Here is a 19,668-nt window from a genome sequence, read left to right as displayed (position 1 = left end):
CCGCCCTCCGGACTGCCGCCCGGATCCGCCGCGGTCCGGCGGCGGAACCGCCCTACGGACCAGGCAGTTCGCCGCGGCCGGCGCGCGGCGGCATGTGCGCCGTGTCGGCGGCCGTCCTGCCGTGCTGCCAGCCCGCCGCGTCGGTCGCGCCACGGACCCGGGTCTTCACCGTCGCCGGGAAGAGGCGGTCCGTGTGGGCCGTGACCGCGACGTCGCGGGCGGCAAGGACCGGCAGGAGTTCACCGCGCACACCGGGTTCCCCGGCGCCCGCCTCGTCCGCCGCATGCGAAGCCGCCCTGGTGAGGCGGGTGCCGAGGCGGTCGGCGTAGGCCAGGAAGAAGGACTGGCGGAAGGTCTTGGTGCGTTTGCGGCCGCCCGCGCGCTGCTCGGCCTCCGCACGGGTCATCGCGGTCGTGCCCTGGACCAGCAGGGAGGTGTAGAGCAGCTCGACGGCTTCGAGGTCGGGCTCGAAGCCGACCACCGTGGAGAAGCCGAGGGCGCTGTTCCACACCGCGCGGCAGCGGTTCGCCGAGGCGACGGCGTCGAGGAGGATCGCCTTGGCCGTCTCGTACGGCGCGTCCACCCCGATACGGCAGGCGGTGGGCACGTCCGCGCGGTGGCCGCGCGCCGCGAGCAGCGCCTCGTCGATGCTGTGCCGCGCCATCAGCTCCTGCGCCTTCGCGGTGAGCGCCTCCGCCTCCTCCGGGAATCCGGTGGCCTCCGCCTTCGCGAGGAGCGCACGGATCCGGGTCAGCATGCGCGGCTCGTCCCCCGCCGCCGGCGCCGGATGGACGAGTGAGCCGGGCACCGGGCCCACCGGTTCGATCGCCGGCAGCCGTACGAGCAGCCGGTACAGCTCCAGCAGCGCCGTCGCGTACGAGAACCGGTCACCGGCCCGGCCCTCGTACGCACTCGGCAGTTCGCTCAGCTGCGCGGCCCACCTCGGCGGCAGGTCCTTCCCGTAACGCCGCGTCTCGCTCGCGATCAGCCCGGCCGCCAGCCGTACGTGCATCTCGTCGAGGTCGCGCCGGACGATCCGTACGACGTCGGCGGGCTGCCAGCCCCGCTCCCAGGCCCGGCGGACGAACTCCTCGCCACGCCGGGTCAGTTCCGCGTCGACGGCCGGGTCGGCCGCCAGCAGCGACGCGCCGGTGTCGAGCGCCTCGTCGTCGTCGGCGTACAGCGCACCGCCGAGCGCCCGCTCCACCACGTTCACGTCGACGGAGCCTACAGCGAGCGTGGCCTGCGATTCCGGGAGCCAGGAGCGGAAGCGGGGACCGGAGCGGGAGCGAGGACCGGAGCGGAAGCCAGGGGCGGAGGCAGAGCCAGGGGCGGGGGTAGTGCCGGGGGCGGGGCAGGGCCAGAGGCGGGGCAGGGCCAGGGGCGGGGCCGCGCGCCGCGTACCGGCTCTCCGTCGAGCCGGAGGAGCCGTGGCGGAACGACTGCCCCGAAGGGCATGCCCTCGTGGGGCCGGCCCGGCGGCGGGGGTAGGGCCAGAGGCGGCGTAGGGGCGGGGGTAGGGACAGGCATACCTCCAGGACGCCCGCCAGTGGTCGTGATCGTGCGGCTTCGCGACGGAAGCCTGGACGTCATGACAACGACCGCAACAACCGCCGTGCGGCTCACCGGCCTGCGCCGCGTGCACCGTGACGTCGTGGCCCTCGACGGTGTCGACCTCGACATCCCCTCCGGCACCTTCACCGCCGTGATGGGCCCCTCCGGCTCCGGCAAGTCGACGCTGCTGCAGTGCGCGGCCGGGCTCGACCGGCCGACCTCCGGGACCGTCCAGGTGGGCGGGACCACGCTCACCGGGCTGAGCGAGCGCCGGCTGACGCTGCTGCGGCGGGACCGGATCGGGTTCGTCTTCCAGGCCTTCAACCTCATCCCGTCGCTGACCGCCGCGCAGAACGTCGCCCTGCCACTGCGTCTCGCGGGCCGCCGCCCGTCCCGTGCACAGGTGCGCGAGGCGCTCACAGCCGTCGGCCTCGCCGACCGCGCCCGGCACAGGCCCTCCGAACTGTCCGGCGGCCAGCAGCAGCGCGTCGCGCTCGCGCGGGCACTGATCACACGGCCCGCGGTGCTGTTCGGGGACGAGCCGACCGGCGCGCTCGACACCACGACCGGGCGGGCCGTTCTGGTGATGCTGCGGGAGCTGGTGGACCGGGAGGGCCAGACGCTGGTCATGGTCACTCACGACCCGGTGGCGGCGTCGTACGCGGACCGGGTCGTGTTCCTGGTCGACGGGCGTGTGGTGGGCGAGCTGACATCGCCTTCGGCGGGGCAGGTCGCGGCGGCGATGACGCATCTGGAGGGCTGCAGCGACAACGGCGCCGCCGTGACCGGAGGTGCGCTGTGCTGACCGTCGCCTTCGCCGCTCTGCGCACACGCTGGGCCACGCTCCTCGGGAGCTTTGTCGCCCTGGCGCTGGGGGTCGGGCTGCTCGCCGCCATGGGGCTCGGGCTGGCGTCGACGTTCGACGCGCCGGTCAGGCCGCCGGAGCGGTTCGCGGAGGCTCCCGTCGTCGTCATGGGCAGGGACACGCTGACCGTGGAGGTCGAGCGCGGGCCCGGCACCGCCGAGGTGTCGAAGAAGCTCGCTCATCCACAGCCTGTGGATATCGAACTTCTGCACGACCTGCAGGCGCTAGGTCCCGTCGCCACGGACGCCCACCCGAACGCCGTCGGAGTGACGGCCGACCCCGCCGCCGTACGACGCGTCGTCGGCGACCGTGCCCAGGTCCTGACCGGCGACGACCGCCGCCGCGCCGATCCGGACCCCCAGCGGGACGCGGAGGCGCTGATGACCGTGAACTCCCTCCTCGGAACCGCCGGCGGCGTCACGGCCTTCGTCTCCGTCTTCGTCGTCGCGTCGACCTTCGCCTTCGCGGTCGCGCTGCGCCGGCGCGAGTTCGGGCTGCTGCGCACGGCGGGCGCGACGCCCGGCCAGCTGCGTCGGCTGCTGCTCACCGAGGCCGCGGCCGTCGGAGTGCTCGCCTCGGCGGCCGGGTGCGCGCTGGGCGCGTGGGGGGCGCCGCGGCTCGCCCGACTGCTGGTCGACGGCGGGATCGCGCCGGAGTGGTTCGCGATCGGCGACCACACCTGGCCGTACCACGCCGCGTTCTGGACGGGCCTGACGGTCGCGTTCGCCGGGGTGTGGGCGGCCTCGCGCCGGGCCGGCCGGACCGGCCCGGCGGAGGCGCTGCGCGAGGCCGACGCCGACAGCGGTGCGATGCCGTTCGGGCGTCTGCTGCTGGGCGGCACACTGCTGCTGACCGGCGCAGTGCTGCTCTGCTGGACGCTCGCGACCGACCCGGCCGATCTGCTCAAGCGCAAGACGTACACGACACAGCCGATGGTCCTGATCTCGGCCGTGGCCGCCCTGTCCCCACTGCTCGTACGGCCGTTGGCCCGGCTCGTGCGCCTGCCCGGGGCCACCGGGCTGCTGGTCGGCGCCAACGCGGCTGCCGCACTGCGCCGTACCGCCGCCGTCGCGGCACCCGTGCTGGTGACGGTGGCGCTGGCGGGCTCGCTCATGGGGTCGGCGGCGACCGTGACGGCCGCGAAGGGTGCGGAGGCGCGCGAGCAGACGTCCGCCGATCTCATCGTCACCGGCGAGGCGCTGAGGCATCCGGGGCGGATGCCGGGGACGGTCGTCTCGGGCTCGGCGACGACCGCCGTCTTCGTACGGGTGGACCGCACCGCCCTGATCAGGTCCGAGGCCCGCGCGGTCACCGACCCGGCGGCCCTGGCGACCGTCGCGCGGCTGCCGGTCGTCGCGGGAGACCTGCGGGACCTGGACGACCGGTCCATCGTCGTCAACGAGGAGTGGGCCGAGCACCGGGTCGGCGAGACCGTCGACGTCCGTCTCGGCGACGGGCGGCCGGCCTCGCTGCGGATCGCGGCGGTCCTGGCGGGCGGGACCGGCAACAACGGCGCGTACGTCACCGCCGCGAACGCGCCGGCGGCACCCCTCGACCGTATCGACGTACGGCCGGCGGCCGGTGCGGACCGGACGGCTGTCGCCATGGCCCTGCGTGCCACCGGCGGAGAGGTGCGCACGGCGGACGCGTGGGCCGCGGCCACCCATCCCCGTACGAGCCCCCGAACCCGCCTCGGACTGGTCGTGGTGCTGGGCATCGCGCTCGTGTACACGGCGATCGTGCTCGCCAACACCCTGCTCATGGCGGGGTCGGTACGGTCCGCCGAACTCCGTTCGCTGACGCTCGCCGGTGCGACACGCGGCCAGGTCGTACGGGTCGTCGCGGGCGAGTCCCTGCTGGCCGTGGCGATCGGCGTGCTGCTGGGCGGAGCCGTGACCGCGGTGAACCTGACGGGACTGGCCGCGGCGCTGGCCACCCTGTCGGCCCCGGTCACGGTGGACGTCCCCTGGACGGCCCTCGGGGCATCGGCCGGGGCGTGCGCGCTGATCGCGGTGGTGGCGGGGGTCGGCGGGGTGGCTCCCGCCCTCGGTCGGACAGGCCGACGGCGGTGGTGGTACGCGAGGGTCGCCGTCACGAGGAACGGCGGCCGGGCAGGCAACGGCGAGTGACAGGCCGTCAGGAGTGTGCCTCGTCACGGCACGGCACGGCACGTACGGTGGCTGTCGTGGGCGACAACAAACAGCGCATGCTGGCCGGTGACTGGTATCTGCCCGACGACCCCGAGCTCGCCGCCGAATCGGAGCGACGCTTCGTCCTCTGCGCGGCGTACAACGCCAACGGCGGCGCCGCGCCCGCCGACCGGGCCGCGATCCTGGCCGAACTCCTCGGCTCGGTCGGCGCGGACGTCCGCATCCGGCCGCCGTTCCAGTGTGACTTCGGCCGCTACATCCGGATCGGCGAGGGCACGTTCATCAACTTCGGCGCGGTCTTCCTGGACACCGCACCCATCACGATCGGCGCGCACGTCCAGATCGGGCCGAATGTCCAACTGCTCACCCCCAGCCATGAAATGGACGCGCAGCGGCGGATGGAGGGCTGGGAGAAGGGTGAGCCGATCACCATCGGCGACAACGTGTGGCTGGGCGGCGGCGTCATCGTCTGCCCTGGGGTGACCATCGGCGAGAACACCGTGGTCGGGGCGGGGGCCGTGGTCACCAAGGACCTGCCGGCGGGCGTACTGGCGGTGGGAAATCCGGCCCGGGTGGTGCGGACGCTGTCGTGAGGACAACCGGGCCACCGGGACGGAACCGGTGCGTTCTCGGCCTGTCCGGCGCTTGAGGGAGGACCTGGACACGCGGCTCCACCAGGTGGGGGCCGCAGCCGGAGGTCCCGCCGCCCCCCCCACCCTCACACCCAAGCCCCCCTCCGGCTCGCACGCCACCGCATCAGCGTGCTGTTCGCCATGCTCCGAGACGGCACGTTCTACGAATCCCGCACCCCTGAACCGATCACCGCATGAGCCCTTCAACCGTGACGAAGGACATAGAGGCACCCCCCACGCCCGGGGCGGACCAGAGCGGGCATTGTCAGTGGCCGGTGCCAGACTCGCACCCATGACCGAGCGCTGGGCCCTGGCCCCGGCCGAGGATGACGGGGCACTGCTCGTCCCCCTCGGCCCGGACGGGCTGCCCGTGGGGGAGGTCCGGAGGGAGCCCGATCTCGTCGAGGCGGTGCGGGCGCGGCCCGAGGTGACACGGGACGGCCGGTGGGTGTGGCGTTCCACCGCCGAGGTCTATCCGCGCCTGCTCGCCGCCGGTGTCCATGTCGGGCGCTGCTACGACATGGAGGACGCCGAGTTGCTCCTGCTCGGACACGAGGGCCGCCTCGGCGAGCCCCGGTCCGCGGCGGCCGCATGGGCGCGGCTGCGCAACGCGCCCGTACCGCCCGATCCCCCGCAGCGCGCCGCCGAACCGGGTTCGCAGTCCTCGCTCTTCGAGCCCCAGCCGGTGACCGTCCCCTTCGAGGGACTGCTGGAGGTCTACGCGGAGCAGCAGCGACGACACCAGGCCACCGAGCACCCCGGCCGGATGCGGCTGCTGACCGCGGCCGAGTCGGCGGGCATGCTGGTGGCCGCCGAGATGAACCGAGCGGGCCTGCCCTGGCGGGCGGACGTGCACCGGGAGGTGCTGCACGAGCTGCTGGGCGAGCGGTACGCGGGCGGGGGTGAGCCGCGCCGCCTGGCCGAGCTGGCGGACGAGGTGTCCGCGGCGTTCGGGCGCCGGGTGCGGCCCGATCTGCCCGCCGACGTGGTGAAGGCCTTCGCGCAGGCCGGCGTCAAGGTGAGGTCCACCCGGCGCTGGGAACTGGAGGAGATCGACCACCCGGCCGTGGAGCCCTTGATCGCGTACAAGAAGCTGTACCGTATCTGGACGGCCCATGGCTGGGCCTGGCTCCAGGACTGGGTCAGGGACGGGCGCTTCAGGCCCGAGTATCTGCCCGGCGGCACGGTCTCCGGGCGGTGGACCACCAACGGCGGTGGGGCTCTCCAGATCCCCAAGGTGATCCGGCGGGCGGTCGTCGCCGACGACGGCTGGCGGCTCGTCGTCGCGGATGCCGACCAGATGGAACCGCGCGTCCTCGCCGCGATCTCCCGCGACCCGGGCCTGATGGAGGTCGCGGGCCACGCGGACGATCTGTACACCCGGCTGTCCGACCGGGCGTTCTCGGGCGACCGCGCCCATGCCAAGCTCGCCCTGCTCGGCGCGATCTACGGCCAGACCAGCGGCGACGGCCTCAAGAACCTCGCGGCCCTGCGGCGCCGCTTCCCGCTCGCCGTGGCGTACGTGGACGACGCGGCCCGCGCGGGCGAGGAGGGCCGCCTCGTCCGCACCTGGCTGGGCCGCACAAGCCCTCCGGCGGCCGGCGCGGGCGAGGACGACGAAGCGGGCATCCCCCAGGAGGGCGGTGCGGACGAGGACTCCGTACAGGGCGAGTTCGTCCCCGGTTACGCGTCGACGAACGCGCGGGCCCGCGGCCGTTTCACCCGTAACTTCGTGGTGCAGGGCAGCGCGGCGGACTGGGCGCTGCTGATGCTCGCCGCGCTCCGCAGGGAGACGGCCGGCATGCGGGCGGAGCTGGTCTTCTTCCAGCACGACGAGGTGATCGTGCACTGCCCGGCGGAGGAGACGGCGGCGGTCGCCGAAGCGATCCGCGCGGCCGGTGATCTGGCCGGGCGGATCGCGTTCGGGGAGACTCCGGTGCGGTTTCCGTTCACGACGGCGGTGGTGGAGCGGTACTCCGACGCCAAGTGACGGAGGTGTGCGTCTGCGTGCGGGCCGCTGCGTGAGCGTGCCGGTACGCAGCGCCGAGGCGGCGCCCCGTGTGAGGTGCCGCCCTCGATCCGTACGGGCCGTACGGAATCCGTACAGGCGGCTCAGCGCGCGCCGATCTGCTCCGGCTGCACGGCCCGCCGACCGCCGGCGGAACCTGTGCCGGGCCCGGGAGCCGCGTCGGTCTGCACCGCCGGCAGCGCACGTCCATCCGGGCCGGTGGCGTCCGCGTCCCAGCACTCCACGCCCTTCAGGTCCGGCAACCGGTCCCGGGTGAAGACCGGGTCCAGGCCCGCCCGACGCTGCGCCTGGTAGTCGTTCAGCAGCCGGAAGGCGATCCCGCTCAGCGGGAGGATCGCGAGGATGTTGGCCAGGGCCATGAAGCCCATGGCGACGTCCGAGGTTCCACACCCACGCTGACGGACCCCAGCGCACCGAGGAGGACGACGGCGAGTACAAGCGCACGCTAGCTGGGGAGGACCCTCTTCCGGTCGGCACGGCCGCCGGTCATGAATGCGATATTGGACTCGCGCGTTCACATTGACGATCGCGGCGTCCAGCGTGTTCACGGGAGTCCTCGGAGTCGATGCGGTCGGGTCGAACGGGATCGGCTCGGCTCTGAGCTCATAAAAAGCATCGCCACTGAACAAAATGCGCGGACAGGGACTCAGGTCACCTCTCGCGGGCCCGACGGCACCACCGCGTCCACCGAACGAAGAAGCCCAGCTCAGACGAAATCTGAGCTGGGCTTCAGCGGAGCCGCCTTCGGGATTCGAACCCGAGACCTACGCATTACGAGTGCGTTGCTCTGGCCAACTGAGCTAAGGCGGCAAGCTGCGGATGTACCCCTCCCCGCAGGAGAAGGCTCGCATCAGCAGCGGCGCCAAGTCTACAGGGTTAATCCGGGTGCCCCTGACCAGCCCGGCGATCACCTGTGCGCCCCGCCGGAGAGGGCGGGGCGCGACGCAGCGGGGGCGCCGGGCAGGGGCCGCCGGAGCCTCAGGGCCAAGCTGTCACGTTCGCCGGTCGTCGGTCACAAGTCACCGGTCACGGTCACGTGCAGCGCTTGTTCGCCCGTGGCGGCGTGCCCTCCAGGAGGTAGGTGTTGATCGCCGTGTCGACGCAGTCGCTGCCGCGGCCGTACGCGGTGTGGCCGTCGCCCTCATACGTGAGCAGCGTTCCTGAGGACAGCTGGTCCGCCAGTGCCTGCGCCCACTTGTACGGGGTGGCCGGGTCTCGGGTCGTGCCGACGACCAGGATCGGGGCGGCTCCCTTCGCCTCGATGCGGTGCGGGGAACCGGTCGCCGGGGCGGGCCAGTAGGCACAGTTCAGGGAGGCCCAGGCGAAGCCCTTGCCGAAGACCGGGGACGCCTTCTCGAAGTCGGCGACGGCCGCATCGACCTCGTTGGGGGTCGTGAAGGCGGGCGGCGCGTCGAGGCAGTTCACGGCCGCGTTGGCATACATCAGGTTCGTGTACGTCCCGTCGGGCTCCCGCTCGTAGTACGAGTCGGACAGCGCCAGCAGCCCGGACCCGTCGCCGGCCTGCGCCTGGGTCAGGGCTTCGCGGAGCTGCGGCCAGGCGCCCGCGTCGTACATCGCGGCGATCACGCCCGTCGTGGCCAGCGACTCGGTGAGGGGGCGGCTGTCGCCGGTCGGGATCGGCTGTGCGTCGGCCTTCGCGAAGAAGTCCTTCAGTCGAGTCGCCGCGTCCTCGGGGGAGGTGGTGCCGAGCGGGCAGAGCGCGCGCTGCACACAGTCGTCGGCGAAGGACTTGAAGGCGGTCTCGAAGCCCGCCGTCTGATCGCGGTTCACCTGACGGGCCGGGAGCGAGGGGTCCATCGCCCCGTCCAGGACGAGCCGGCCGACGCGGTCGGGGTAGAGCTCGGCGTACGTCGCGCCCAGGAACGTGCCGTACGAAGCCCCGACGTACGACAGCTTCTCGTCGCCCAGCACGCCCCGCAGGATGTCCATGTCGCGGGCCGCGTCCACTGTGGAGACATGCGGCAGGACCGTGGCGGACCGGCTCTTGCAGCCCGCCGCGAAGCCCTTGAACGCCGTGCTCAGCTTGGCGATCTCGGCCTTGTCGTCAGGGGTCTGGTCGGTCTGGGTGTAGCTGTCCATGTCCTTGTCGTCGAGGCACTCGACGGGCTCGCTGCGGGCCACGCCGCGGGGATCGATGGCCACCATGTCGTACCGGGCCCGGACCGGGGCGGGGTAGCCCATGCCCGCGTACCCCTGGAGGTAGCTGACGGCCGAACCGCCCGGCCCTCCGGGGTTGACCAGGAGCGAGCCGATCCGCTTCCCCGGCCCCGTCGCCTTCACCCGGGCGACTGCCAGGTCGACCGACCGGCCGTCCGGCTTCGCGTAGTCCAGCGGGGCCCTGAGCGTGGCGCACTGGAAGCCGGGCACACCGCAGTCCCGCCAGCTCAGCCGCTGTGCGTAGTACGTCTTCAGCTCCTCGGCCGACACCGCGCCCGGAGGGGACGCGACCGAGGACCCGGACGGCGCGGACGCCTCCGAGAATGAACTGCCACTGCTGCAACCCGAGATGAGCATCCCGACGGCGGCGGCACACACGAGGGCGGAGGTCCGGAGGCGTTGCCTGGTGTCCATTCTGGGAGCCTAACCGCCGAGCGCGGTTTCGTGCCCCTTAGCACCCGTATGGGCGCTTCCGGAATTCGTGTCCCCCGGTCACGGTCCCTGCCGCCCGGTCTCGGACCCCGGTCTCGGTCCCGGGGTCAGCCGGCGCGGAGCGCCATCGTCATCGCCTCCACCGCCAGCAGCGGTGCCACGTTCGCCTCCAGGGCCTCGCGGCAGGCCAGCACCGCCTGTATCCGCCGCAGGGTCCGCTCCGGGCCGGAGTTCAGCGCGACCCGGTCGAGCGCGTCGCGCACGTCCTCGTTCGCCAGGGCGACCCCGGACCCCAGCTGCAGTGCGAGCACATCGCGATAGAACCCGGTCAGGTCGGTGAGCGCGAGGTCGAGGCTGTCCCGCTGGGTGCGGGTCTTGCGGCGCTTCTGCCGGTCCTCCAGCTCCTTCATCGCCCCTGCCGTACCGCGCGGCATCCGGCCGCCCGCCGACGCGCCCAGAGCGGCCTTGAGATCCTCGGTCTCCTTGACATCGATCTCCTCCGACACCTCCTTGGCGTCCTCCGCGGCGGCGTCGACGAGCTCCTGCGCGGCCTTGAGACACCCACCGATGTCCTCCACCCGGAGCGGGACCTTCAGGACAGCGGCACGGCGGGCGCGGGCCCGCTCGTCCGTGGCCAGCCTGCGGGCCCGGCCGATGTGGCCCTGGGTGGCGCGCGCGGCGGCCGTCGCCACCTCGGGCTCGATGCCGTCCCGTCGCATCAGGACGTCCGCGACGGCCGCGACGGGCGGGGTGCGGAGGGTGAGGTGGCGGCAGCGGGAGCGCATCGTCGGGAGCACGTCCTCCAGGGACGGCGCGCACAGGAGCCAGACCGTGCGCGGGGCGGGCTCCTCGACGGCCTTCAGCAGAACATTGCCCGCGCCCTCGGTGAGACGGTCGGCGTCCTCCAGGACGATGACCTGCCAACGGCCGACCGCCGGGGACAGCTGGGCGCGACGGACCAGGTCGCGGGTCTCCTTCACACCGATCGAGAGCAGGTCGGTGCGGACCACCTCGACGTCCGCGTGCGTGCCGACCAGGCTGGTGTGGCAGCCGTCGCAGAATCCGCAGCCCGGAGCGCCGCCCAGGGCCCGGTCCGGGCTCGTGCACTGCAGGGCGGCGGCGAACGCCCGCGCGGCGGTGGAGCGGCCCGAGCCGGGCGGGCCCGTGAACAGCCAGGCGTGCGTCATCTTGGACGCCTCGGGCGGCCGCTCTCCCGCCGACGCCGCCGTGACCAGCACGTCGGCGTCCCGGGCAGCGGCGGCGAGCTGCTCCTGGACACGCTCCTGCCCGACCAGGTCGTCCCACACGGCCATGCAGCCGTCACCGCCTTCCGACGTCGTACGAGGTGTTGCCCCGGGTTCCCATTGTGGGGCAGGGGTCCGACAGCCCCCGTCCCCTGTGGACAACTCCGGAGCAGCCTCGGTGCACGCGGCCGACGGCGCAGCTCCACGCCGGCGCGGCCTACGCCCTTCGCCGCCCGCTAGCGCCTGTTCCCGTACGGGCGGCCGTCCTCGTCGTCGTCATGCGGGCCCAGCAGCTCGTCCGCCAGGGTCGGCAGGTCGTCCAGCGGGGTCTCCTCCGCCCAGTCCGAGCGGCGCCGCGGGCGGCCCTCCTCGTCCATCTGCGGGAGCTCGCGTGTGCGCTCGGCCGGGCCCGGGGGCTGCTCGTCCCGGAAGATGCCCGGAGGCACGCGGTCCGCGGGGCCTCCGGCGCCCGGACGCGCCACATCCGGATGTACCGCGTCCGGGCGTACCGGAGGAAGCACCGCCGTCTCGTCGGCCGCGGTCCCGGCCCTCTCGTCCCGTACCGGAGGAAGCACCGCCGTCTCCGCCGCGTCCGGGACCTGCGGCAGGACCGTCGTCTCGTCGTCCTGCTTCGTCATCTCCATGCGCGGGCGCGGCGTCTCCACGGTCTGTGTCACATCGTTCGCCCCCGGCGCGTCCGCCCCCGGCACGGCTGCCGCCGCCTCCGCCGCCCTCCGCGCCTCCTCGGCCCGCAGCAGGGCTTCCTCTGCCTTGCGCTGCTTCTCTCGGCGCCGCTCCTCGGCCTCCGCCCTCAGCCGGGCCTCTTCCTCGGCCTGACGGCGACGGCGTTCCTCCTCCTCGCGGCGGATCTTCTCCTCGGCCTCGCGCCGACGGCGCTCCTCCTCGGCCAGCCGGCGCGCCTCCTCGGCGCGCTGCCGGGCCTCCTCCGCCTGCCGTTCGGCCTCGCGCTGCCGCGTCTCCTCGAGCTCGCGGCGCTTGCGCTCCCCCTCCTCGGCACGCAGCCTGGCGAGCTGCTCCTGGCGCTCGCGCTCCAGGCGCTCCTCCTCCGCCTTCCGCGCGGCCTCCTCCTCGGCCCTGCGGCGGGCCGCCTCCTGGGCGGCCTTCCGCGCCTCCTGCTGGGCCTTCACCTCGGCCTCGGAGAGCGGAAGCATCTGGTCGAGCCGGTGGCGTACGACCGTGGTCACGGCCTCGGGGTCCTGGCCGGCGTCCACCACCAGATAGCGGGTGGGGTCGGCCGCGGCCAGTGTCAGGAACCCGGCGCGTACCCGCTGATGGAACTCCGCGGGCTCCGACTCCAGCCGGTCCGGCGCCTCCGTGAAGCGCTCGCGCGCGGTCTCCGGGGAGACGTCCAGCAGCACCGTCAGGTGCGGAACGAGTCCGTCCGTCGCCCATCGCGAGATACGGGCGATCTCCGTCGGCGACAGGTCACGCCCTGCACCCTGGTACGCGACCGAGGAGTCGATGTAGCGGTCGGAGATGACGATGGCACCGCGCTCCAGCGCCGGGCGTACGACCGTGTCGACGTGCTCGGCGCGGTCGGCGGCGTACAGCAGCGCCTCCGTGCGGTGGGACAGACCGGCCGACGAGACGTCGAGCAGGATCGACCGGAGCCGCTTGCCGACAGGCGTGGCACCGGGCTCGCGCGTGACGACGACCTCGTGGCCCTTGGCCCGGATCCACTCCGCGAGCGCCTCCACCTGCGTGGACTTGCCGGCCCCGTCGCCGCCCTCGACGGCGATGAAGAACCCGGTCGCGGAGGGTGACTGCGCGGGGTCCGCGCCGCGGCGCACCGCGTCGGCCAGATCACGGCGGAGCGGCACGCCCGAGCGGTCGTCCGTCTTGGCGAGGACGATCACCGAGACGGGCAGCAGCAGCGCGCCGACCAGCATCAAGGTGAAGGCGGCGCCGCCGTGCGCGAAGACGAAGTCGCCGTTGGCGAGGCGGTGCGGGCCGATGGCGGCGGCGAGCAGCGGGGCGACGATCGCACCGAGAGCGATCGCGACGCGGACCACGGCCTGCAGATGCTCGGTGATCCGCGGTCGGCGGAACTCCTCGGTCTCCAGGTCGATCAGCGCATGCCCGGTGTGCGCGGCGACACCGGCCGCGACACCCGCGACGACCGCGATGAACAGCACGGTCGCCGTGTCCGGCACGAGCCCGAGCGCCAGCAGCGCGATCCCGGCGACGGCGATGGCGAGGGCGAGGAGCCTGCGGCGCGACAGGGCGGGCAGCACGGCCTTGGCGCGGCGGATGCCCACCCCCGTGCCGCCGGTGAGCGCGAGCACGAGCAGCGCGAAGGCGGCCGGGCCGCCGCCCAGGTCACGGGCGTGCAGCACGGCGACGGCCGCGGCGGAGGCGATGGCTCCGGCGATCGCTGCGCAGGCCAGGACCAGCAGCGGCACCGCACCCGTACGCCCCTTGTCGAGACCGCTGCCCGTGGACGGGCGGCGCAGGCCCTCCAGCGGGGAGCGGGGGCGCGGAGTCTGCGCGTCCGGCAGCTCTACGGCGGCCATGACGGACAGCGACGCGGCGAAGAGTCCCGCTGCGACATACGAGCCGAGGGCCGCCTGGTGCAGCGAGAACCACTCGATGCCGGAGCCGAGCAGATTGCCGATCAGAGTGGCGACGAGCAGGGCGGCGGCCCCCGCGGGAACGGCCGCGAAGGCCGTCCGGAGGGAGAGCCTGCGCAGCGCGTCCTGGTGATCCGGAAGCGGACGTACCGCAGCGCCCTCCAGAGGCGGCGCCGGCAGCAGCGCGGGCGCGGCGCTCTCGCGGGCGATCGTCCAGAACCGCTCGGCGACACCGGCGACGAAGACCGTGGCCAGGAGGTACCCCAGCGCGGTGTCCGGGGTCCAGTCGATCCACAGCGGCGCGATGACGAGCAGCGCCATACGGACACCGTCCGCGCCGATCATCGTCCACCGGCGGTCGAGAGGCCCGCTGGGCGCGGTCAGTGCGGTGAGCGGACCGAGGAGTACGGCTCCGAAGAGCAGCGTGGCGAGGACACGCGCGCCGAACACGGCCGCGACGGCGAAGGCCGCGCCCCGGTACCCGCCGCCGAAGGCCCCCTCGGTGACCGCAGCCTGAAGTGCCAGCAGGACCAGCACCAGCAGGGCGAGGGCATCACCGATGCCGCCGACGAGCTGTGCCTCCCACAGGCGCCGCAGCGCGGGTACGCGCAGCAGTGACCGTACGGCGCGCTCGCGTGAGTCCGCGGCAAGGCCGTCGGGGGGTGAGGTGGGGCTCGGGGCCGTTGGCTGCTCGGCTCGCGTCATCCGCCCAGCCTATCCGGAGCGGGTTGCTCCTCGGAGGCCGAGCCCGAACAAATGGGCGGCGAGAACGGCGGGCGGCGAGATCGAGGAGAAGGGAGCCGCCTCGCCGGCGACCCCCTCCTCCTTCTCTTATGCGGTTCTCTCGTGCGTCCGGCGTCCCGCTACTCGTCCGGCGTCGCCGTCTTCTTCGCGGCCGCCGTCGCGGCTGTCTTCGCCGTCGTCTTCTTCGCGGCGGTCTTCTTGGCTGCCGTCGTCTTCTTCGCGGCCGTCTTCTTGGCTGCCGTCGTCTTCTTCGCGGCCGTCTTCTTCGCGGGAGCCTTCTTGGCGGCCTTCTTCGCCGGACCCTTGGCGCGCTTTTCGGCGAGCAGCTCGTAGCCGCGCTCCGGCGTGATCGTCTCGACGCTGTCGTCGGTCCGCAGGGTCGCGTTCGTCTCGCCGTCGGTGACGTACGGACCGAATCGCCCGTCCTTCACCACGACCGGACGCTCGCTCACCGGGTCCGTGCCGAGCTCCTTCAGCGGCGGCTTGGCCGCTGCCCGCCCGCGCTGCTTCGGCTGGGCGTAGATCGCCAGAGCCTCTTCGAGCGTGATGGTGAAGAGCTGCTGCTCGCTCTCCAGCGAGCGCGAGTCCGTGCCCTTCTTCAGATACGGGCCGTAGCGGCCGTTCTGCGCGGTGATCTCGACACCTTCGGCGTCCTTGCCGACGACGCGCGGCAGCGACATCAGCTTGAGCGCGTCCTCCAGGGTCACCGTGTCGAGGGACATCGATTTGAAGAGCGAAGCGGTCCGCGGCTTCACGGCGTTCTTGCCGGTCTTCGGTGTGCCCTCCGGCAGGATCTCGGTCACGTACGGGCCGTAGCGGCCGTCCTTCGCGACGATCTCGTGGCCCGTCTCCGGGTCCGTGCCCAGCTCGAAGTCACCGCTCGGCTTGGCCAGCAGCTCCTCCGCGAGCTCGACGGTCAGCTCGTCGGGCGCGAGGTCGGCGGGGACGTCGGCGCGCTGGTGGCCCTCCGCGTCCTTCTCGCCGCGCTCGACATACGGGCCGTAGCGGCCGACGCGCAGCACGATGCCGTTGCCGACGGGGAAGGACGAGATCTCGCGGGCGTCGATCGCACCGAGGTCGGTGACGAGCTCCTTGAGGCCGCCAAGGTGGTCGCCGTCGCCGTTCCCGGCCTCCGCCGCACCACCTTCGCCCGTGCCCTCACCGAAGTAGAAGCGCTTCAGCCACGGCACCGCCTGGGCCTCGCCCCGCGCGATGCGGTCGAGGTCGTCCTCCATCTTGGCGGTGAAGCCGTAGTCGACGAGCCGGCCGAAGTGCTTCTCCAGCAGGTTGACCACGGCGAAGGAGAGGAACGAGGGGACGAGGGCGGTGCCCTTCTTGAAGACATAGCCCCGGTCGAGGATGGTGCCGATGATCGACGCGTACGTCGACGGGCGGCCGATCTCCCGCTCTTCCAGCTCCTTGACCAGCGTCGCCTCGGTGTAGCGGGCCGGCGGCTTGGTCGCGTGGCCGTCCGCCGTGATCTCCTCGGCGGCGAGCCTGTCCCCCTCGGTGACCTGCGGGAGGCGACGCTCACGGTCGTCCAGCTCGGCGTTCGGGTCGTCCGCGCCCTCGACGTACGCCTTCATGAAGCCGTGGAAGGTGATCGTCTTGCCGGACGCGGAGAACTCGGCGTCCCGGCCGTCGGAGCCGACGCCACCGATCTTGACGGTGACGGAGTTGCCGACCGCGTCCTTCATCTGGGAGGCGACGGTCCGCTTCCAGATCAGCTCGTACAGTCGGAACTGGTCGCCGGTCAGCCCGGTCTCGGCCGGCGTGCGGAAACGATCGCCCGAGGGGCGGATCGCCTCGTGCGCCTCCTGCGCGTTCTTGACCTTTCCGGCGTACGTGCGCGGCTTCTCCGGCAGATAGTCGGCGCCGTACAGCTGCGTGACCTGCGCCCGGGCCGCCGCGACGGCGGTCTCGGACAGGGTGGTCGAGTCCGTACGCATGTAGGTGATGAAGCCGTTCTCGTACAGCTTCTGCGCGACCTGCATCGTGGCCTTCGCCCCGAAGCCGAGCTTGCGCGAGGCCTCCTGCTGGAGGGTCGTCGTACGGAACGGGGCGTACGGCGAGCGGCGGTACGGCTTCGACTCGACCGAGCGGACCGAGAACGACGCGTTCTCGAGGGCCGCCTTGAGGGCGAGCGCGTTCGCCTCGTCGAGGTGGAGCACCTGGCCGGACTTGAGCCGTCCGTCCGGGCCGAAGTCGCGGCCCTGGGCGACGCGCTGCCCGTCGACCGCGGTCAGGCGGGCGGTGAAGGCGGCGGGGTCGGACGCATCACCGCGACGGCCGGTGGAGAACGTGCCGGTCAGGTCCCAGTACTCGGCGGAGCGGAAGGCGATGCGCTCGCGCTCGCGCTCGACGACGAGGCGGGTGGCCACGGACTGGACGCGGCCGGCGGACAGCCGCGGCATGACCTTCTTCCAGAGGACCGGCGAGACCTCGTAGCCGTAGAGACGGTCGAGGATGCGGCGGGTCTCCTGGGCGTCGACCATGCGCTGGTTCAGCTCGCGCGGATTGGCGACGGCCTCCTGGATCGCGGCCTTGGTGATCTCGTGGAAGACCATCCGCTTGACCGGGACCTTGGGCTTGAGGACCTCCAGCAGGTGCCAGGCGATGGCCTCGCCCTCGCGGTCCTCATCGGTGGCGAGGTAGAGCTCGTCGGACTCGGCGAGCTGCTCCTTGAGCTTCCTGACCTGTGCCTTCTTGTCGGCGTTGACGACATAGATCGGCTGGAAGTCGCGCTCGACGTCCACACCGAGGCGCCGGACCTCGCCGGTGTACTTCTCGGGGACCTCGGCGGCCCCGTTCGGGAGGTCGCGGATGTGCCCGACACTCGCCTCGACGACATAGCCGGGGCCGAGGTAGCCCTTGATCGTCTTCGCCTTGGCAGGCGACTCGACGATGACGAGTCGGCGGCCGCCCTGTGCGGTCTCGCTGGTCGGGGACAACTTCGCTCTTCTCTCCGGTCGACGCTCGTGGGCACATACGCGCACGGCGTACGGCGTACGGGCCGCACTGCCACTGCTGTCGCTGCGGAGTGTGACGGTACAACCCGCCCCCGTGTCAAACGGCAAAAGCCCGCAACGGCCACTCGAACGGTAACCCGACTCCAGGCATTCCTGCCGCCCGGACTCCCAGGCCGACCTCAGGGCGTGCCGGTCGGAGTGCGGCCGGTATGCGACGCGGGCGACGGCTGGGGCACTACTCGGATGCTCCTTCCATACTCCTCAGACGCGGCCGAAACACCAGACGCCGACGACGAGGAAAACGGTGCCGAAGATCGCGGTGAGCGTGGCCGCGGCGGCGGGACTGGCTCCGTGGGCGACCGGTGCGCGGTGCAGGACGCGTGCCCCCGTCCACACCAGCAGTGCGGCTCCGAACAGCGCGAATGCCGTTCCCGCGAAGATCGCCGGCCCGCTCTCCATGCGCGTCTCCCACTCCTCGGCCTGGTCCCGGGATGCCCCAGGGGCCGAGGCTGACACCTCCGGACGTCACCCACGCGAATTCCGGGTGAACGCGACGAGGGTTCACCCGGGCGGCGCCGCTCGCACCCCGGTCCGGAACCCTCGGGACCGAAAAGATCGGAGGAGCTGCCTCCGGTTTTCGTGTCGTGCACCACAGTGCAGCGCAGTGCGAACAATGGCCGGATTCACATGGGAACCCTTGGCCAGGGCCTGCCCCGAGCCCGGAGGAACCACGCACCGGCTACCCGCGAGCCGGGGCCGACGCCGGCACCAGGAAGCCCTCCTCCACGAGGAGCCTGATCGCCTGCGGTGTACGGTCGCGCAGCAGTACCGGGTCCTCCCCGACGAGCTGGGCGATCGCGTCGAGGATCCGCCCGGCACTGAGCGTGCCGTCGCACACCCCGGCGAAGCCCGCGCCGACATGGTCGACCTTCGTGGCCCGGCGCATACCGCGGTTCTGCCGCAGCACGACGTGCTCGGGGTCCTCGGCGCCGGGCAGGCCGACCTGCTCCTGCACGACCTCCGGGGCGAGCACGAAGGCGTCGGCGAGCAGCGCAGCGTCGTCGTGCGTGCGCAGATAGTCCTGGCGCTCGAAGTGGGCCCGTACGGTCTCGCCGAGGGGCTGCTCGACGGGGTGCGGCCACTCCTCCACGACGATCGACGGCTGCTCCGCCCCGGACTTCCGGAGCGTGATCCAGCCGAAGCCGACCGCCTTGGTCCCGCGCGCCTCGAACTCGTCCAGCCACGCGTCGTACCGCGCCGCGTACTCCTCGGGGGCGGTGCGGTGGTCACCGCTGTCCCGGAGCCACAGCTCGGCGTACTGCGTCACGTCCTGCACCTCGCGCTGCACGATCCAGGCGTCACAGCCGCGCGGCACCCAGGAGCGCACCCGCTCCTGCCACTCCTCCCCTTCCACGTGCTGCCAGTTGGCGAGGAACTGCGCGAACCCCCCGGCGCTGAGCCGCTCCCCCGACTGCTGAACGAGCGTGCGGCACAGATCGTCCCCGCCCATCCCGCCGTCCCTGTACGTCAGCCGGGCACCGGGAGAGATGACGAAGGGGGGATTGGACACGATCAGGTCGTACGTCTCCGACTCGACCGGCGCGAACAGCGAGCCCTCCCGCAGATCCGCCTCGGGCGCCCCCGACAGCGCGAGCGTGAGGCGGGTGAACGCCAGCGCCCGGGGGTTCAGGTCGGTCGCCGTGACGCGGGTCGCGTGCTGGGCGGCGTGCAGGGCCTGGATCCCGGAACCCGTGCCGACGTCGAGGGCGGAGGACACCGGCGTGCGGACGGTGATGCCGGCGAGAGTGGTGGACGCACCGCCGACGCCGAGCACCACACCCTCTTCGCGACCGCTCGCCCCGCCGGCACCGCCGACCGCGCAACCCAGGTCGGAGACGATGAACCAGTCCTGGCCCTCGGGCCCGCCGTACGGCCGGACGTCCACCGTCGCGCGTACGCCGTCGCCGTCCTTGACCACCCAGCCGTCGGCGAGCGCCTCGTCCAGCGCCAGGGCCGCGCGAGCGCGCTCGTACGACACCGTCTGCTGGAGGAGGAACAGCCGTACGAGCGTCTCCAGCGGGGAGTCCCCCCGGGTGGCCCGCAGCGCGGGGACGGTCTCGCTGCGGGCGAGCGCCGCGTAGGCGGGCGCGCCGAGCAGCTCGAGCAGCCCGTCGGCGGTGAACTCGGCGGCGAGCAGGGCGTCGCGGAGCCGGGCGGACCGGTCGGGGGCGGGAAGGCCTGCGGCAGGGCTGGTCGTACTCACTGCCCCATTCTCACCCG

At 72.9% G+C, this 19,668-nt stretch carries 12 protein-coding genes, 1 tRNA gene and 1 pseudogene; 5 read left to right on the top strand and 9 right to left on the bottom strand.

The window, feature by feature from the left end:
* Positions 1 to 52: 52 nt before the first annotated feature.
* A complete protein-coding gene (locus ACWCP0_RS26180; RefSeq protein WP_451081314.1) occupies positions 53 to 1,207 on the bottom strand; it encodes a DUF2786 domain-containing protein in 1,155 nt (384 codons plus the stop codon).
* Between the two features lie 182 nt (positions 1,208 to 1,389).
* Between ACWCP0_RS26180 and ACWCP0_RS26175 the strand changes: the two are divergent.
* The 5 genes and pseudogenes from ACWCP0_RS26175 to ACWCP0_RS26155 form a co-directional block, all read left to right on the top strand.
* Positions 1,390 to 1,479: pseudogene (locus tag ACWCP0_RS26175) on the top strand (prepilin peptidase); the annotation flags it as partial.
* 112 nt (positions 1,480 to 1,591) lie between these two features.
* Positions 1,592 to 2,359 carry an ABC transporter ATP-binding protein gene (locus tag ACWCP0_RS26170; protein ID WP_451081227.1) on the top strand — a complete coding sequence of 256 codons (768 nt, stop codon included), beginning with the start codon at positions 1,592 to 1,594 and terminating at the stop codon, positions 2,357 to 2,359.
* Positions 2,353 to 4,548, top strand: a complete 2,196-nt coding sequence (locus ACWCP0_RS26165) for an FtsX-like permease family protein (RefSeq protein WP_451081226.1) — start codon at positions 2,353 to 2,355, stop codon at positions 4,546 to 4,548. The genes ACWCP0_RS26170 and ACWCP0_RS26165 overlap by 7 nt, the downstream gene beginning before the upstream one ends.
* Before the next feature lie 56 nt (positions 4,549 to 4,604).
* Positions 4,605 to 5,162 (top strand): sugar O-acetyltransferase, encoded by a 558-nt coding sequence (locus ACWCP0_RS26160; protein ID WP_451081225.1) that lies wholly within the window; start codon positions 4,605 to 4,607, stop codon positions 5,160 to 5,162.
* A 331-nt stretch (positions 5,163 to 5,493) separates the two neighbouring features.
* Positions 5,494 to 7,191 carry a bifunctional 3'-5' exonuclease/DNA polymerase gene (locus ACWCP0_RS26155; protein ID WP_451081224.1) on the top strand — a complete coding sequence of 566 codons (1,698 nt, stop codon included), beginning with the start codon at positions 5,494 to 5,496 and terminating at the stop codon, positions 7,189 to 7,191.
* A 122-nt stretch (positions 7,192 to 7,313) separates the two neighbouring features.
* On the opposite strand, the gene ACWCP0_RS26150 is transcribed toward ACWCP0_RS26155, so the two are convergent.
* The 8 genes from ACWCP0_RS26150 to ACWCP0_RS26115 all read right to left on the bottom strand — a co-directional run bounded on the left by ACWCP0_RS26150 (position 7,314) and on the right by ACWCP0_RS26115 (position 19,651).
* On the bottom strand, positions 7,314 to 7,598 hold the full coding sequence (locus ACWCP0_RS26150) for an alanine:cation symporter family protein (protein WP_451081223.1): 285 nt from the start codon (positions 7,596 to 7,598) through the stop codon (positions 7,314 to 7,316).
* 368 nt (positions 7,599 to 7,966) lie between these two features.
* A tRNA-Thr gene (locus ACWCP0_RS26145) sits at positions 7,967 to 8,040 on the bottom strand.
* A 222-nt stretch (positions 8,041 to 8,262) separates the two neighbouring features.
* A complete protein-coding gene (locus ACWCP0_RS26140; protein ID WP_451081222.1) occupies positions 8,263 to 9,822 on the bottom strand; it encodes an alpha/beta hydrolase in 1,560 nt (519 codons plus the stop codon).
* A gap of 125 nt (positions 9,823 to 9,947) precedes the next feature.
* The gene (locus ACWCP0_RS26135; RefSeq protein ID WP_451081221.1) at positions 9,948 to 11,153 is read right to left on the bottom strand and encodes a DNA polymerase III subunit delta'; all 1,206 of its coding nucleotides are present in this window, start codon (positions 11,151 to 11,153) and stop codon (positions 9,948 to 9,950) included.
* A gap of 167 nt (positions 11,154 to 11,320) precedes the next feature.
* The gene (gene tmk, locus ACWCP0_RS26130) at positions 11,321 to 14,380 is read right to left on the bottom strand and encodes a dTMP kinase (RefSeq protein WP_451081220.1); all 3,060 of its coding nucleotides are present in this window, start codon (positions 14,378 to 14,380) and stop codon (positions 11,321 to 11,323) included.
* A gap of 158 nt (positions 14,381 to 14,538) precedes the next feature.
* Complete coding sequence (gene topA / locus ACWCP0_RS26125) at positions 14,539 to 17,370, bottom strand: type I DNA topoisomerase (protein WP_451081219.1); 2,832 nt, start codon at positions 17,368 to 17,370, stop codon at positions 14,539 to 14,541.
* 279 nt (positions 17,371 to 17,649) lie between these two features.
* Positions 17,650 to 17,847, bottom strand: a complete 198-nt coding sequence (locus tag ACWCP0_RS26120; RefSeq protein WP_451081218.1) for a hypothetical protein — start codon at positions 17,845 to 17,847, stop codon at positions 17,650 to 17,652.
* A 280-nt stretch (positions 17,848 to 18,127) separates the two neighbouring features.
* Complete coding sequence (locus ACWCP0_RS26115; RefSeq protein ID WP_451081217.1) at positions 18,128 to 19,651, bottom strand: DUF7059 domain-containing protein; 1,524 nt, start codon at positions 19,649 to 19,651, stop codon at positions 18,128 to 18,130.
* Between the last annotated feature and the right edge of the window lie 17 nt (positions 19,652 to 19,668).

The organism is Streptomyces sp. NPDC001970, assembly GCF_053594115.1.
Note: the sequence above shows the minus strand (reverse complement) of the source record. Positions and strands in the feature narration are given on the sequence as shown.